The organism is Fontimonas sp. FW305-C-3, from assembly GCF_058783185.1.
Map to the genome: position 1 here is coordinate 763,153 of NZ_JBYSYK010000003.1, position 12,838 is coordinate 775,990.

Consider the following 12,838-nt stretch of genomic DNA (forward strand, 5'->3'; position numbering starts at 1 on the left):
AGTCCTCTCATGCAAAAGACTTTTCTCTTGCTGGCGACACTGGCCCTAGGCGCGGCAACTTCGCTGCAGGCCGAGACCCTGACCGTGCCCGAGACGGCCACCGCGAGCAGCGCCGGCCTGCCGGTCCGTGGCAGCGGCCAGGGCGCGGTGCTCAAGGCCTTTGGTGAGCCGGCGATGCGCCATGCACCGGTCGGTGGCGGCTCGCCGCAGCAACCGCCGATCACGCGCTGGGACTACAGCGGATTCTCGGTGTTCTTCGAGAACAATCATGTCGTCGATGTCGTCGTCAAAGACGCGCCCGCACCGCTGCGCAACGTGGACGAGCTGAAGACCACTCCGTAGAATCGCGCCGCCGCAAAATACTTCACAAAAGGGGCGCACGATGCGCCCCTTTTTCATTTCAGGCCGAAGCCATGACCGTCATCCTCCCCGCCGAATGGGCGCCGCAACTTGCCGTGCAGCTGACCTGGCCACGGCCGGGCGGCGATTTTTCCGCACATCTGCCGGCGGTCGAGCAATGCTTTGTCGATATCGCCGTCGCGATTGCGCAGCGGCAGCCCCTAATCGTTGCCTGCGGCGAAGACCTCGAAGCCCTGCGCCGGCGCCTGCTTGCCGCTGGCGCTCCGGCGGCAAACCTGACGCTGGTCAACGTACCGGCGAACGACGTCTGGGCACGCGATCACGGCCCGATCACGGTGTTTCGCGACGGCGCGCCAGTGCATCTCGACTTCATCTTCAACGGCTGGGGCAACAAGTTTGACGCCAGCCTCGACACGCAGATCACCGGCCAGCTCAAGGCTCAGGGCATCTTGACTGCGGCGGTCGAACCGCTGGATTTCGTACTCGAAGGCGGCGGCATCGAGTCCGACGGCCTCGGCACGCTGCTGACGACCGAGCGCTGCCTGCTTGCGCCGACGCGCAATCCGCAATTCGACAAGGCGCAGATCGAGGCGAAGCTCAAGGCCTGGTTCGGCGTCTCGCGCGTGCTGTGGCTCAAGCACGGCGATCTGATCGGCGACGATACGGACGGCCACATCGACACGATCGCGCGTTTCTGCGATGCGGAGACGATCGCCTATCAGGCCTGCGACGACGCCAGCGATCCGCACTACGCCGATCTCAAGGCGATGGAAGGCGAGCTGCAGGCGCTGCGCTCACACAGCGGCGCGCCATACAAGCTGGTGCCGCTGCCGCTGCCCGCCGCCATCTTTGACGGTGATCCGCTTTCTGGGGGCAAGCGCCTGCCAGCCGGCTATCCGAACTTCCTGATCATGAACGGTGCCGTGCTGGTACCGGTCTACGGCGACGCGAAGAACGACGCGATTGCGCTCGAACGCCTGCGCCCGGTCTTCCCGGGCCGCGAAGTGATCGGCATTGATTGCCGCGCCTTGATTCAACAGTATGGAAGCCTGCATTGCGTAACCATGCAGATTCCGAGGAGCGTTTCATGAGCAAGACCCTGCGTGTCGGTCTGGTGCAGCAACCCTGCACTGCGGATCGTGCAACCAACCTGGAGATGAGCGAACAGGGCATCGTCGCCGCGGCTGCGGGCGGTGCGAAGCTGGTGCTACTGCAGGAACTGCACACCTCACTGTATTTCTGCCAGCACGAATCGACCGACCTGTTCGACCTCGCCGAACCGATTCCCGGCCCTTCGACCGAGTGGCTCTCGAAACTCGCGAAGAAGCTCAAGATCGTCATCGTCGGCTCGCTGTTCGAGCGCCGCGCGGCCGGGCTCTACCACAACACCGCGGTGGTGCTGGAGAAGGACGGCTCGCTCGCCGGCGTTTACCGCAAGATGCACATCCCGGACGATCCGGGCTACTACGAAAAGTTCTACTTCACACCGGGCGACCTCGGCTTCCGCCCGATCGAGACCAGCGTCGGCAAGCTCGGCGTGCTGGTTTGCTGGGACCAGTGGTATCCGGAAGGCGCGCGCCTGATGGCGCTAGCCGGCGCCGATCTGCTGCTGTATCCCACAGCCATCGGCTGGAATCCGGCCGACAACAAGGACGAGCAGCAGCGCCAGCGCGATGCATGGATCACGATCCAGCGCTCGCATGCGATCGCCAACGGCCTGCCGGTGCTGGTCGCCAACCGCGTCGGCTTCGAAGCCGACCCGACCGGGCAGACCGCCGGCTCGAAGTTCTGGGGCAACAGCTTCGTCGCCGGCCCGCAGGGTGAGTTCATTGCGCAGACGGGCGAGAACCCGGACGTACTGGTCGCCGACGTCGATCTGGCGCGCAGCGAGAACGTACGCCGCTGGTGGCCGTTTCTGCGCGACCGCCGGATCGATGCCTACGGCGATCTGGTCAAGCGTTACCGCGATTGACCTTCCGAAAAGGGTGGGCGCAAGGCCCGGCAAATGCCGGATAATGCGCGCCCGTTCCGGCAGCGACGCCGGCGATCCGCACTCTCATCCGCGCCACCCGGCGCCAAAGGCCGTCCATGAGCACGCATAACGAAGAGCTGGAACTGTTCCGCGACACCGTCGTCCGCTTCCTCAAGGACAACGTCGAGCCGCATTACGAAAAGTGGGAAAAGGACGGCATCTACCCGAAGTCGATGTACCTCGCGATGGGCGAAGCCGGCCTGCTCTGCGTCGATCAGCCGGAGGAGTACGGCGGCATCGGCGCGCCGTTCGAGTTCTCCGTCGTCGTCGTCGAAGAAGCCGCGCGCATGGGTTTCCTGGCGCTGGCGTCGAACCTGACGGTGCATTCGGACATCGTCGCACCGTACATCCTGCACCTGGGCACCGAGGAGCAGAAGAAGAAGTACCTGCCGCGCATGGCCTCCGGCGAATGCATCGGCGCGGTTGCGATGACCGAGCCGGGCACCGGCTCGGACCTGCAGGGCATCAAGACCAACGCGCTGCCGGACGGCGACGGTTACCTCCTCAACGGCTCGAAGACCTTCATCACCAACGGCCAGCACGCCGGCGTCGTCGTCGTCGCCGCGAAGACCGACCCGAAGGCCGGCGGCAAGGGCACGACGCTGTTCACGCTCGACACCTCGCTGCCGGGCTTCAAGCGCGGCCGCAACCTGGAAAAGATCGGCCTGCACTCGGCGGACACCTCCGAGCTGTTCTTCGACAACGTGCGCCTGACCCAGGCCGATGTGCTCGGCCGCATCGGCGGCGGCTTCGGCCATCTGGTCGACGAGCTGCCGCGCGAGCGCCTGGTGCTTGGCGTCTCCGCCGTCGGCCATGCACAGGGCGCACTGGAAAAGACCATCGAGTACGTGACGCAGCGCAAGGCCTTCGGCCAGACTATCGCGTCGTTTCAGAACACCCGTTTCGAACTGGCCAAGATCAAGACCGAGATCGAGGTGCATCGCGCCTTCGCCGAGAAGTGCACGGCGCTGTATGCCGAAGGCAAGCTCGACGTGCCGACCGCGGCGATGATGAAGCTGGCGACGACCGAGATGGAAGGCCGTGTCACCGATGCCTGCCTGCAGCTGTTCGGCGGCTACGGCTTCATGCAGGAATACGCGATCTCGCGTTACTGGACCGATGCGCGCATCCAGCGCATCTATGGCGGCACCAGCGAGATCATGAAGGAAGTGATCGCCCGTTCGATCGTCGGTCGCTAAAGCCGGAGCCCGGCTCCCGACGATGTCGGGGGCCGGGGCGGCCTTACCTCTGGGAGGCGGGCTCGGATACTGGGCGCAAGGCCCGGATCCTGTGGATAAAAAGAAGGCCACCAGGGGGCTGGTGGCCTAAGTGCGAGATCCCTGATGGGATCTGGAGGAGATCGTTTGCCAGTGCTTGGCATGTTCGCTGCGTTTGTTTTCGCGCTGAACCGCACTGACGATGAGGCATTCTTGCCGGTCTGCTGCAACGCAACAACCGAGATTTTCCACTGATTAAGTAAGTTTTTCTAAACCATAGAAATCCCATCGTGCGCCTCCCCCCGCTCAATGCCCTGCGCGCCTTTGAAGCCGCCGCACGCCTGCTGAGTGTCCAGAAGGCGGCGCAGGAACTGTTCGTCACGCCGGCGGCCGTCAGCCAGCAGATCAAGATTCTCGAGGAACGCCTGGGCGTCGACCTGTTCCGCCGCCTGCCGCGCCGCATCGAACTGACCGAGGCCGGTGCCAGCCTGCTGCCGCGCCTCAGCTCGGCGTTCAGCGAGATGGAAGCCGCGGTTGGGCAGATCCAGATCAACAAGGAAGCCGCCGATGGCCGCCTGATCATTGGCTCGCCGCAGGCCTTCGGCTCCAACTGGCTGTTGCCGCGCCTGCACGACTTCCAGCAGCAGTGCCCGGATATCCAGATGCAGCTGTCGACGCGGCCGACGATGGCCGACGCCGTCTTGCGCGCCTCGGCGAATCCGAAGGATGTGCTGGAGAACTGCGGCGTCGCGATCCGCTTCGGCAATGGCGACTATCCCGGTTACGCCGTTCACAAGCTGTTCTCGCTGCACTCGACGCCGATGTGCAGTCCGGCCCTGATCGACGGCCGTCATCCGCTGCGCGAGCCGGCCGACCTGCGCCATCACAGCCTGCTGCACATCCGTAACGACGTTGCGCAGATGGACATGGGCTGGCCGGGCTGGCGCGACTGGATCAACACCGCCGGCCTGACCGACGTGAACTTCAGCCGCGGGCCCTCGTTCAACCACGTCGGCCTGGCGATCGAAGCCGCGGCGGACCGGATGGGCATCGTGCTGGCCGTGCCGCTGCTGGCGTCGGGCCTGCTCAGTCTGGGCCGCCTGACGGTGCCGTTCCCGATGAGCCTGACCTTGAGCGCCTCGTACTACCTGGTGCACGCGCATCACGCGTCGAGCGAGGTGCTCGCGTTCCGCGATTGGCTGCTGGCCGAAGCGGCGCAGGAAAAATGGGCACAGCCGCTGGGTGGGCTCGAGCCGCTGCGCTGGACGCCGTAGGGTGGGCTGAGCCTAGCGAAGTCCACCGCGAATGGCGGCAATGGCGGGCTTCGCAACGCTCAGCCCACCCTACGTAGAGAAGCGCTCAGGGTTGCTTCGGCTCGTCTGTGGCCTTGTCGTCCTTATCGGCCTTGTCCGCCGGCTTCGCATCCAGCGCCGAGTGACGACCGAGGCCGCGCAGCTCCGGCGGCAGCGCCCATTCGTTGATGTCGTAGCCGGCCTGCATCATCTGCTTGGCGAGCTTCTCGATCGCGACGTGGTGGCCACGGGTCGGAAACATGCTGCCCTGGCGCGCGATCATGACGGTGATCTGCTCGAAGTAGCGGCTGCGGTCGGTCATCACGTTGCCGGTGCTCGGCTTGCGCTGCGCCCATTTGCCCGCCTGCGCGACTTCCAGAGACGTGGCGACCATCGCGCCGCCGCCGTCGACGATCAGCTGTGCAATGTCGCCCTGGCGGATCGTGCGCATGCGCTGCTGTACCGCTTCCAGCAAAGTGAGGGTGCGCGCCGGCATTTACTCGAACTCCATACCCCCCGCCCCGCGCCGCGCAGAGAACCCGGCCCCGACGAGATCGTCGTTGATCTGCCGCGCATGAGCTTCGTCCTGCGCCTCGACCAACACCTCCAGTGTCGCACCCTTCGCATGGCCGCGTGCGAGGCGTTCGTGATGCACCTGCACGATATTGCCACCGGACTCGCCGATGCGGCCCGCCACCGCGGCCAGGAAGCCGGGTTGATCCTCGATATCGATCGACAGGCGGATCAGGCGCTGGTCATGCACCAGCTGGCGCAGCAGCACCGACGCGAGCAGGCGCGTATCGATATTGCCGCCGCACAGCACGAGGCCGACCTTGCGCCCGGCAAAGCGCGCCGGATCGGCGAGCAGCGCGGCCAGGCCGCAGGCGCCCGCACCTTCGACGATGATCTTCTCGATGCTCGCGAGCAGGCCCACCGCGCGTTCGATCGTCGGCTCCTCGACGCGCATCATCTCGTCGACCACCTCGCGAATGATCGACATCGTCAGCTTGCCGATGTTCTTCACCGCGATACCTTCGGCAATCGTCTGCCCGCCCTTGACCAGGCCGGGATCGCCCTGCAGCGCCGCATAGGCCGACGGATAGCCCGCCGACTCCACGCCGACCATCAGCATCGCGGGCTTGAGCGCCTTGGCGGCAATCGCCATGCCGGAAATCAGACCGCCGCCGCCAACCGGCACGACCAGCGTGTCGAGCTGCGGCGCCTGCTCCAGCATCTCCAGCGCGATCGTGCCCTGGCCGGCAATCACCTTGGCATCGTCGTAGGGATGCACCAGCGTCATGCCCTGCTTGGCGATCAGCTCGCGCTCGAGAAACTCCTGCGACTCGGCGAGGTTCTGGCCGTGCAGGATCACTTCGCCACCGAGTTCGCGCGTGTTGCGCACCTTGGTGAACGGCGTGTTCTTCGGCATCACGATGACGCTGCGGATGCCCAGGCGATTGGCGTGGTAAGCCACGCCCTGCGCGTGGTTGCCGGCCGACATCGCCGCGACACCGGCGGCGCATTCCGCGGGCGTCAGGCTCTTGAGCTTGTTGAGGGCGCCGCGCTCCTTGAACGAAGCGGTGAACTGGAAGTTCTCGAACTTCAGCCAGACCTCCGCGCCGATGATCTTCGACAACACGCGCGAACGCGTACAAGGCGTATGCACGACCTCGCCCGCAATCACCTTTGCGGCACTGCGCACATCGTCCAGCGTCACCGGCAAACTCGACATCTACTTCTTCTCCTTGCGCGTGCGTACTGCAGTCACTTTGCCTTGAGTAAACGTCACATGCAGGCGCGACCCGTCGTCGAGGACATAACTCCAGGTTTCGGTCGGCCCCGACTTGCCGGCCGCCTTCGAGACCACGGCCGGTTCGCCGCGCATACGACGTACGTCGGATTCAGACATGCCTTCGACGATCTCGTCGGCGATGCGCCCCTCGCGAACCTGTTCGGCCTCGGCCTTGCCGGCTTCGTGAGTCTCCAGCCATTCGGCACTGGCCTTGTCGCGCTCGGCACGCGATTTGGCGGCGCGCTCTTCGGCCATCTTCAGCAAGTCCGCCGAGGGGCCGGCCGGCACCACGATCGCCGCCGGCAGTTCGGCCGGCTTCGCCCCGGCCGCGCAGGGCTTGTCGGCGTAGATCACCGTGCCGTCGCGATCGCAACGATAGACCGCAGCCGTGCTTGCACTGCTGAACAGGAGCGCGCACAGCAACAGGGCGCTTCCCGCACCGCGCAGTCCATGCCCAACTCGAAGTCTTTCCGTAGACATGCCTGGATTATGGCCGTTGGGCCCTGCGACCGCATCGGGGGAAACACCAAGCCGCCCATCACCCACGTTCCGGTAGAATTGCGCGCCGCGCGGCAAACCTGCCACGCCAGCCTCAAACGGATTCGCAACACCATGTCCCAGTACGTCTACACCATGAATCGGGTCGGCAAGATCGTGCCGCCCAAGAAGGAAATCCTTCGCGACATTTCCCTGTCCTTTTTCCCCGGTGCCAAGATCGGCGTGCTGGGCCTCAACGGCGCCGGTAAATCGACGCTGCTGAAGATCATGGCCGGCATCGACAAGGACATCGTCGGCGAAGCCAGACCGCAGCCTGGCATCAAGATCGGCTACCTGCCGCAGGAACCGAAACTCGATCCCGAGAAGAACGTCCGCGACAACGTCATGGAAGCGCTGGCGCATGTCACCGACGTGCAGGCCGAGCTGGACAAGGTCTATGCCGCCTATGCCGAGCCGGACGCCGATTTCGACAAGCTCTCCGCCCGCCAGCAGGAGCTGGAAGCGATGCTGCATGCCGGCCACGGCGACAGCCTCGAAGTCACGCTCGACAAGGCCGCCGAAGCGCTCAACCTGCCGCCCTGGGAAGCCGACGTCACCAAGCTGTCCGGCGGTGAACGCCGTCGCGTCGCGCTGTGCCGCCTGCTGCTGTCGAAGCCGGACATGATCCTGCTCGACGAGCCGACCAACCATCTCGATGCCGAATCGGTCGCCTGGCTGGAGAAGTTCCTCAAGGACTTCCCGGGTACGATCATCGCGGTCACCCACGATCGCTACTTCCTCGACAACGTCGCCGGCTGGATTCTCGAACTCGACCGCGGCCACGGCATTCCCTGGCAGGGCAACTATTCGAGCTGGCTGGAGCAGAAGGACAACCGCCTGCAGACCGAGCAGAAGCAGGAAGACGCCCGCTCCAAGGCGATGAAGGAAGAGCTGGAGTGGGTGCGCAAGAACCCCAAGGGCCGCCAGGCCAAGAGCAAGGCGCGCATCAAGGCGTTTGAAGAACTGGCTTCGCAGGAATACCAGAAGCGTTCCGAAACCAAGGAGCTGTACATCCCGCCCGGCCAGCGTCTCGGCGACTTGGTCATCGACGTCAAGGATCTCGGCAAGAAGTTCGGCGACCGCACGCTGTACGAAGGCGTCAGCTTCAAGGTGCCGCGCGGTGCGATCGTCGGCATCATCGGCGCCAACGGCATGGGTAAGACCACGCTGTTCCGCATCCTCACCGGCCAGGACACGGACTACCAGGGCGAGGTGAAGATCGGCGAGACGGTCAAGTTCGCCTACGTCGACCAGAGTCGCGATGCGCTGAATGGCGAGCTCACAGTGTTCCAGGAAATCTCCGGCGGCGGCGACATGCTCAAGGTCGGCAACTTCGAGATGCCGTCGCGCGCCTACATCGGCCGCTTCAACTTCAAGGGCGAGTCGCAGCAGAAGCGCGTCAAGGAACTGTCCGGCGGTGAACGCAACCGCCTGCATCTGGCGAAGATGCTGCTGCAGGGCGGCAACGTGCTGCTGCTCGACGAACCGACCAACGACCTCGACGTCGAAACCCTGCGCGCGCTCGAAGAAGCGGTACTCGACTTCCCAGGCTGCGCGATGGTGATCTCGCATGACCGCTGGTTCCTCGACCGCGTCGCAACCCATATCCTCGCCTTCGAGGATTCCGGCGAAGTGATCTGGCACGAAGGCAACTACGGCGATTACGAAGCGGATTTCCGCCGTCGTACCGGCTCCGAACCGGGTGTGAACCGCCGCTCGCGGCATAAAAAGCTGGCGTGACGCGTCGCACAACTGTCAAAAAAGAGGGCCGCTAGACTGCGGCCCTCTTTTTTTGGGACGCTGTCCCATACCGTCACCGGGGGGTGCACCGTGAAACTTCGTCATTCGCTGTTCGTTCTTCTTGTTGCCGTCGCCGCGCCGTCTTACGCAGCCGAGCCGCTTTCGCTGACTGCCTTATTCAAGTCGGTGCCGCCGCCGCCCGCGAGCACGCAGATCGCCGGCAGCTGGCAGAAGGACATGAAGCTGGTCGCACCCGCCGTCACCGGCGTCGAGGCCAAGAGCGCTGCTGAAAAGCAGCGCATGGAAGCGGCCGCCAAGCAGGCCAGCGCCACGACGATGGCGCCCGACATGGCACGCGCCGCGAACGATCCGGCCTATGCGCAGGAGCTGCAGAAGAAGATCGAGAAGATGACGCCGCAGGAAAAGATGGCGTTCGCGATGCAGATGCAGGCGGCCACCTCGCAGGACGGTCTCGCCGCCGTGCAGGATCCGCAGCCGGTGCGCGACGCGATCGACGCCTTCAATGCCTACACCGCGCAGAACCTGCAGAGCCCGCTGCAGCTCACGCTCGGTCAGCGCACCGAATCGATCATCGCCAAGTACGACGCGCAGCAGAAGAACACCGCAAAGAAGCTGAAGTACTGCGACGTTGGCTGCACCGACATCGCCGGCACCGATGCCAACAACCGCGCGGTCTGGGCCGAGAAGCGCACGATCGCCGATGCCGAGCTCAAGGCATGGGCCGCGCTGTTCAGCGAATGGCAGGCAGAACGCGCGCCGGTCATCGCCAAGGTCGAGCGCGAGCTGACCGCAACCGGCAACGGCGCCTTGTCGAAGAGCGGCACCAACAAGGGCGTGCTGAATCTGTATCGCGGTGCGATGCTGGCGGAAACCGAACTGCTGCTGTCGATCACCCGCGATGCTGCAGAGCGCGCTGCCGCGGTCGATCGCGGGGCCAAGGCCAACGCCGCCGCGGGCGTCGCCTACTGATTGCGCGACGCTGCTGACGTCGTCACCGGGCCGCCCTACACTGGCGGCCCTTTTGTTTGGCCGAGATTCTGCAATGCCCGCTGCCGCTATGACCGAAGACGCGCTCGCCTGGCGCTGGCACAACCGCGGACTGCAGGCCGTCGCCTTCGTGCAGTCGGTACAGTCAGAAGCCCTGCTGAACATCGAGCGCCAGAAGATCGCACTGGCGCAGAACACGCGGCAGTTCGTCGAAAGGCGCCCGGCGAATCACGCGCTGCTGACCGGCGCGCGCGGCACCGGAAAGTCCTCGCTGGTCAAAGCGATGCTGACGCAGTTCGCAGCGCAGGGCCTGCGCCTGATCGAAGTGCCGCCGCATGATCTGATCGACCTGCCCGATATCGTCGCGCCGCTGCGCTCACGCCCGGAGCGCTTCGTGCTTTACGTGGACGACTTCAGCGTCGCCAACAACGATCCGGCACTGACGGCGCTCAAGACCGCGCTCGACGGCGGCGTCGAGGATCCGCCGGAGAACGTGCTGATCTATGCGACGAGCAACCGCCGGCACCTGATGCCGGAGTTCAAGCGCGACAATGCCGAGTACCACTGGGTCGACGACGAGTTGCATCCCGGCGAGTCGACCGAGGAAAAGATCGCGCTGTCTGAACGCTTCGGCCTGTGGCTGTCGTTCCTGCCGTTCAATCAGAACGAATATCTGGCGGCCGTGCGCCTGCACCTGCAGCGCCTGGACCACAAGGCCTGGGACGAGGAAACCGAGAAGCTCGCACTGCGCTGGGCACTGAACCGTGCGTCGCGCTCCGGCCGCGTTGCCCAGCAGTTCGCGCGCGACTGGGCCGGGCGCGAACAGACCGGTGCTACTCGGCCGTCGTGAACGACCAGCTGTAGGCGCTGCGCGGCACCTGGTTGAGGTGATCGCGCAGCTGCTTGGTCACGACCGCTGTGTAGCGCTCGTCCGGCTTCAGGTTCGCTGCCGGCGTGAACGCCAGCACATGACCGTACTCCGGGTCGTAGATGCCCGAGCGCACCTCGCCCTCGACGCGGTTGCCGTCCTCGTCGAACAGGCACAGCGTGCCGGCCATCTCGACCGAAGCCTTGGTCGGCGATTGGCCGGTGAACGCACGGATCAGCAATCCGGCGGACTGACGTCCGGTCGGGATGTTCACTGCGCCGTGCTGCGGATGCGCACCGACGACGGCGATCGGCAATGGATCGCCCAGCAGCTTGGCCCACAGATGCTGGTACATGCGCGCGACCATGTAACCCGAATCAACAACGCCGCCAGGCGCCGTGTAGTAATGCGTTGAAGCCCAGGGCATCTGCAGGCGGACGCGCAGATGATCGACGAGCGAAGCCGCCGTCTCCGCCTGCACGGCGACGCGCGAGAACGCCGTGGCGCGGATCACCTGCTCGGCCGTCACCCCCTGCGCCGGACGATTGCGCGCGTACACCGCGACCAGATCGTCGACCGGCGGAAACTGCAGCGTCGGCGCATCGAGCCAGAGCTTGTGATCGACGATCGCGACCATGTCCATCGCGTACTCGATCGCATTCATCGGCGTGGCGCCGAACAGTTCATACAGCGGGTCGTAGACCGCATTGCTGACCAGGCTGCGCAGCGGCGACAGGAACACGGCCGGATTCGGATCCTCGCCGCGTTCGCGGACGACCGGCTCGAACAGGCTGTCCCAGGTTTCGTCGGTCAGTCCATGCGCGGCGTCGCCGAAAGCGAAGGCGATCAGGCTGCCGCAACGATCGGTGATCTGGTTGAGATCGATGAGCCCCGAAGTCGGCAGCCAGGGCGGCAATGGCAAGGCCGCTTCGACTTCCGCGCTGCAGCCGGTCGCGCGCAGATGCGCGATAAAGGCATCGACGAAATCTTCCCAGTGCGCGCGCTCGGCAACATCGCGGTCCTCCGGAAACAGCAGCCCGCTGCCGTAGCCGCCGTCGGGATGGATCGCGCCGGCCAGCAGCGACGCGCGATGCGCATCGAGGATGTCGCGCAGCGGTCCCGGCGCCAGGGTCTGGCGGCCGAAGTCGGCCATGAAGGCGTGCGTGCTCATGCCGGCGGCTTGCGCGGGGCCGGCGCTGACCAGTGCCAGGCCGGCGGCGCACAACAGTCTGCTGATCGTCTGCTTCACTGCAATTCCTCGGCTTCAGGGCAGCAGCCCTTTTCCAATGCGCGGACCCGCTCGAATTCCGCACGCGCCGCGTTGTAGGCGCCCGGACTCGGCGTCGGTGTCGGAGTTGCCGTCGCCGTCGCGGTAGGCGCGGCAGTCGGCGTCGGGCCGGCGGTCGCGGTCGGCCCGAGGCTGGGCACCGGCGTGACCTCGGCCGTCGCCGTCGGCGTGGCGCTCGGCTCCGCGCTCGGGCTCGCGGTGGCGCTGGGCAAGGCCGTCGGCTCGATCGTCGGCGTCGCGGTGCTGGTTGGCTGCGGCGTAGCGATCACCGACGCATCGTCGCCGTTGCCACAGGCGCTCAGCAGCAGCGCGCTGCACAGCACGCAGATTCGCAATCTCGTCATGCGCGGAATATAGCCAGCCTGCAAGAACCGGCGATGACAGCCGGTTCGCGGCCGAAGGCTACTTATGGGTCTTGAGCAGCGCGGTGACCTTGTCGACGTAACCCTTCATCGCCGCGTCCGGCTTGGTGCCCTTGAGCTTGGCCCAGGCGTCGTACTTGGCGCGGCCGACCATGTCGAGCATGCCGGGACGCGAGCCGCTGACATCGCCACCCGCCTGCTTGAACAGGGAGTACAACGCTAGGAAGTCATCGTTGCTGGGGCGCTTCGTCAGGGTCTTGACGTCGATCTGCGCCTGCGCGAACTGGGCCTTGATATCCGCCATGGTCATCTCCTCGATGCTGCGTTGTGATTTGCGTCGAG

14 protein-coding genes are annotated in these 12,838 nt (G+C 65.4%); 8 read left to right on the top strand and 6 right to left on the bottom strand.

Annotated elements, in window-relative coordinates; translation table 11 throughout:
• Positions 1-9: 9 nt before the first annotated feature.
• The 5 genes from AC3WUF_RS14970 to AC3WUF_RS14990 all read left to right on the top strand — a co-directional run bounded on the left by AC3WUF_RS14970 (position 10) and on the right by AC3WUF_RS14990 (position 4,883).
• Positions 10-342: a phosphodiesterase gene (locus AC3WUF_RS14970; protein WP_492426953.1), complete on the top strand. Its 333-nt coding sequence runs from the start codon at positions 10-12 to the stop codon at positions 340-342.
• Positions 343-413: 71 nt separating this feature from the next.
• The gene (locus AC3WUF_RS14975; RefSeq protein WP_492426955.1) at positions 414-1,451 is read left to right on the top strand and encodes an agmatine deiminase family protein; all 1,038 of its coding nucleotides are present in this window, start codon (positions 414-416) and stop codon (positions 1,449-1,451) included.
• The gene (locus AC3WUF_RS14980) at positions 1,448-2,332 is read left to right on the top strand and encodes a carbon-nitrogen hydrolase (RefSeq protein ID WP_492426957.1); all 885 of its coding nucleotides are present in this window, start codon (positions 1,448-1,450) and stop codon (positions 2,330-2,332) included. The genes AC3WUF_RS14975 and AC3WUF_RS14980 overlap by 4 nt, the downstream gene beginning before the upstream one ends.
• A gap of 116 nt (positions 2,333-2,448) precedes the next feature.
• Positions 2,449-3,591: an acyl-CoA dehydrogenase family protein gene (locus AC3WUF_RS14985; protein ID WP_492426959.1), complete on the top strand. Its 1,143-nt coding sequence runs from the start codon at positions 2,449-2,451 to the stop codon at positions 3,589-3,591.
• 308 nt (positions 3,592-3,899) lie between these two features.
• A complete protein-coding gene (locus AC3WUF_RS14990; protein ID WP_492426961.1) occupies positions 3,900-4,883 on the top strand; it encodes a LysR substrate-binding domain-containing protein in 984 nt (327 codons plus the stop codon).
• An 85-nt stretch (positions 4,884-4,968) separates the two neighbouring features.
• On the opposite strand, the gene AC3WUF_RS14995 is transcribed toward AC3WUF_RS14990, so the two are convergent.
• From AC3WUF_RS14995 to AC3WUF_RS15005, 3 genes are read right to left on the bottom strand one after another with little or no spacing between them, the layout of a single operon-like run.
• Positions 4,969-5,397: a hypothetical protein gene (locus AC3WUF_RS14995; protein WP_492426963.1), complete on the bottom strand. Its 429-nt coding sequence runs from the start codon at positions 5,395-5,397 to the stop codon at positions 4,969-4,971.
• Positions 5,398-6,633 carry a threonine ammonia-lyase gene (locus tag AC3WUF_RS15000; protein WP_492426965.1) on the bottom strand — a complete coding sequence of 412 codons (1,236 nt, stop codon included), beginning with the start codon at positions 6,631-6,633 and terminating at the stop codon, positions 5,398-5,400.
• On the bottom strand, positions 6,634-7,116 hold the full coding sequence (locus AC3WUF_RS15005) for a DUF4124 domain-containing protein (RefSeq protein WP_492426967.1): 483 nt from the start codon (positions 7,114-7,116) through the stop codon (positions 6,634-6,636).
• Positions 7,117-7,305: 189 nt separating this feature from the next.
• Between AC3WUF_RS15005 and ettA the strand changes: the two genes are divergently transcribed.
• The 3 genes from ettA (at position 7,306) to AC3WUF_RS15020 (ending at position 10,828) form a co-directional block, all read left to right on the top strand.
• Complete coding sequence (ettA, locus tag AC3WUF_RS15010) at positions 7,306-8,970, top strand: energy-dependent translational throttle protein EttA (protein ID WP_492426969.1); 1,665 nt, start codon at positions 7,306-7,308, stop codon at positions 8,968-8,970.
• Positions 8,971-9,060: 90 nt separating this feature from the next.
• Complete coding sequence (locus AC3WUF_RS15015) at positions 9,061-9,960, top strand: hypothetical protein (RefSeq protein WP_492426971.1); 900 nt, start codon at positions 9,061-9,063, stop codon at positions 9,958-9,960.
• 73 nt (positions 9,961-10,033) lie between these two features.
• A complete protein-coding gene (locus AC3WUF_RS15020; RefSeq protein ID WP_492426973.1) occupies positions 10,034-10,828 on the top strand; it encodes an ATP-binding protein in 795 nt (264 codons plus the stop codon).
• Here the strand turns inward: AC3WUF_RS15020 and AC3WUF_RS15025 are convergent.
• Genes AC3WUF_RS15025 through AC3WUF_RS15035 form a run of 3 tightly spaced genes read right to left on the bottom strand, consistent with a single transcriptional unit; the run spans position 10,812 to position 12,800 of the window.
• On the bottom strand, positions 10,812-12,095 hold the full coding sequence (locus tag AC3WUF_RS15025; RefSeq protein WP_492426975.1) for an Ig-like domain-containing domain: 1,284 nt from the start codon (positions 12,093-12,095) through the stop codon (positions 10,812-10,814). The genes AC3WUF_RS15020 and AC3WUF_RS15025 overlap by 17 nt on opposite strands.
• Positions 12,092-12,478, bottom strand: a complete 387-nt coding sequence (locus AC3WUF_RS15030) for a hypothetical protein (RefSeq protein WP_492426977.1) — start codon at positions 12,476-12,478, stop codon at positions 12,092-12,094. The genes AC3WUF_RS15025 and AC3WUF_RS15030 overlap by 4 nt, the downstream gene beginning before the upstream one ends.
• Before the next feature lie 58 nt (positions 12,479-12,536).
• Positions 12,537-12,800 (bottom strand): acyl-CoA-binding protein, encoded by a 264-nt coding sequence (locus AC3WUF_RS15035; protein WP_492426979.1) that lies wholly within the window; start codon positions 12,798-12,800, stop codon positions 12,537-12,539.
• Positions 12,801-12,838 lie beyond the last annotated feature (38 nt).

Coding starts and splice junctions, on each gene's coding strand:
- AC3WUF_RS14970 (WP_492426953.1), top strand. CDS start 10: ATGCAAAAGACTTTTCTCTTGCTGGCGACACTGGCCCTAGGCGCGGCA.
- AC3WUF_RS14975 (WP_492426955.1), top strand. CDS start 414: ATGACCGTCATCCTCCCCGCCGAATGGGCGCCGCAACTTGCCGTGCAG.
- AC3WUF_RS14980 (WP_492426957.1), top strand. CDS start 1,448: ATGAGCAAGACCCTGCGTGTCGGTCTGGTGCAGCAACCCTGCACTGCG.
- AC3WUF_RS14985 (WP_492426959.1), top strand. CDS start 2,449: ATGAGCACGCATAACGAAGAGCTGGAACTGTTCCGCGACACCGTCGTC.
- AC3WUF_RS14995 (WP_492426963.1), bottom strand. CDS start 5,397: ATGCCGGCGCGCACCCTCACTTTGCTGGAAGCGGTACAGCAGCGCATG.
- AC3WUF_RS15000 (WP_492426965.1), bottom strand. CDS start 6,633: ATGTCGAGTTTGCCGGTGACGCTGGACGATGTGCGCAGTGCCGCAAAG.
- ettA (WP_492426969.1), top strand. CDS start 7,306: ATGTCCCAGTACGTCTACACCATGAATCGGGTCGGCAAGATCGTGCCG.
- AC3WUF_RS15020 (WP_492426973.1), top strand. CDS start 10,034: ATGCCCGCTGCCGCTATGACCGAAGACGCGCTCGCCTGGCGCTGGCAC.
- AC3WUF_RS15030 (WP_492426977.1), bottom strand. CDS start 12,478: ATGACGAGATTGCGAATCTGCGTGCTGTGCAGCGCGCTGCTGCTGAGC.
- AC3WUF_RS15035 (WP_492426979.1), bottom strand. CDS start 12,800: ATGGCGGATATCAAGGCCCAGTTCGCGCAGGCGCAGATCGACGTCAAG.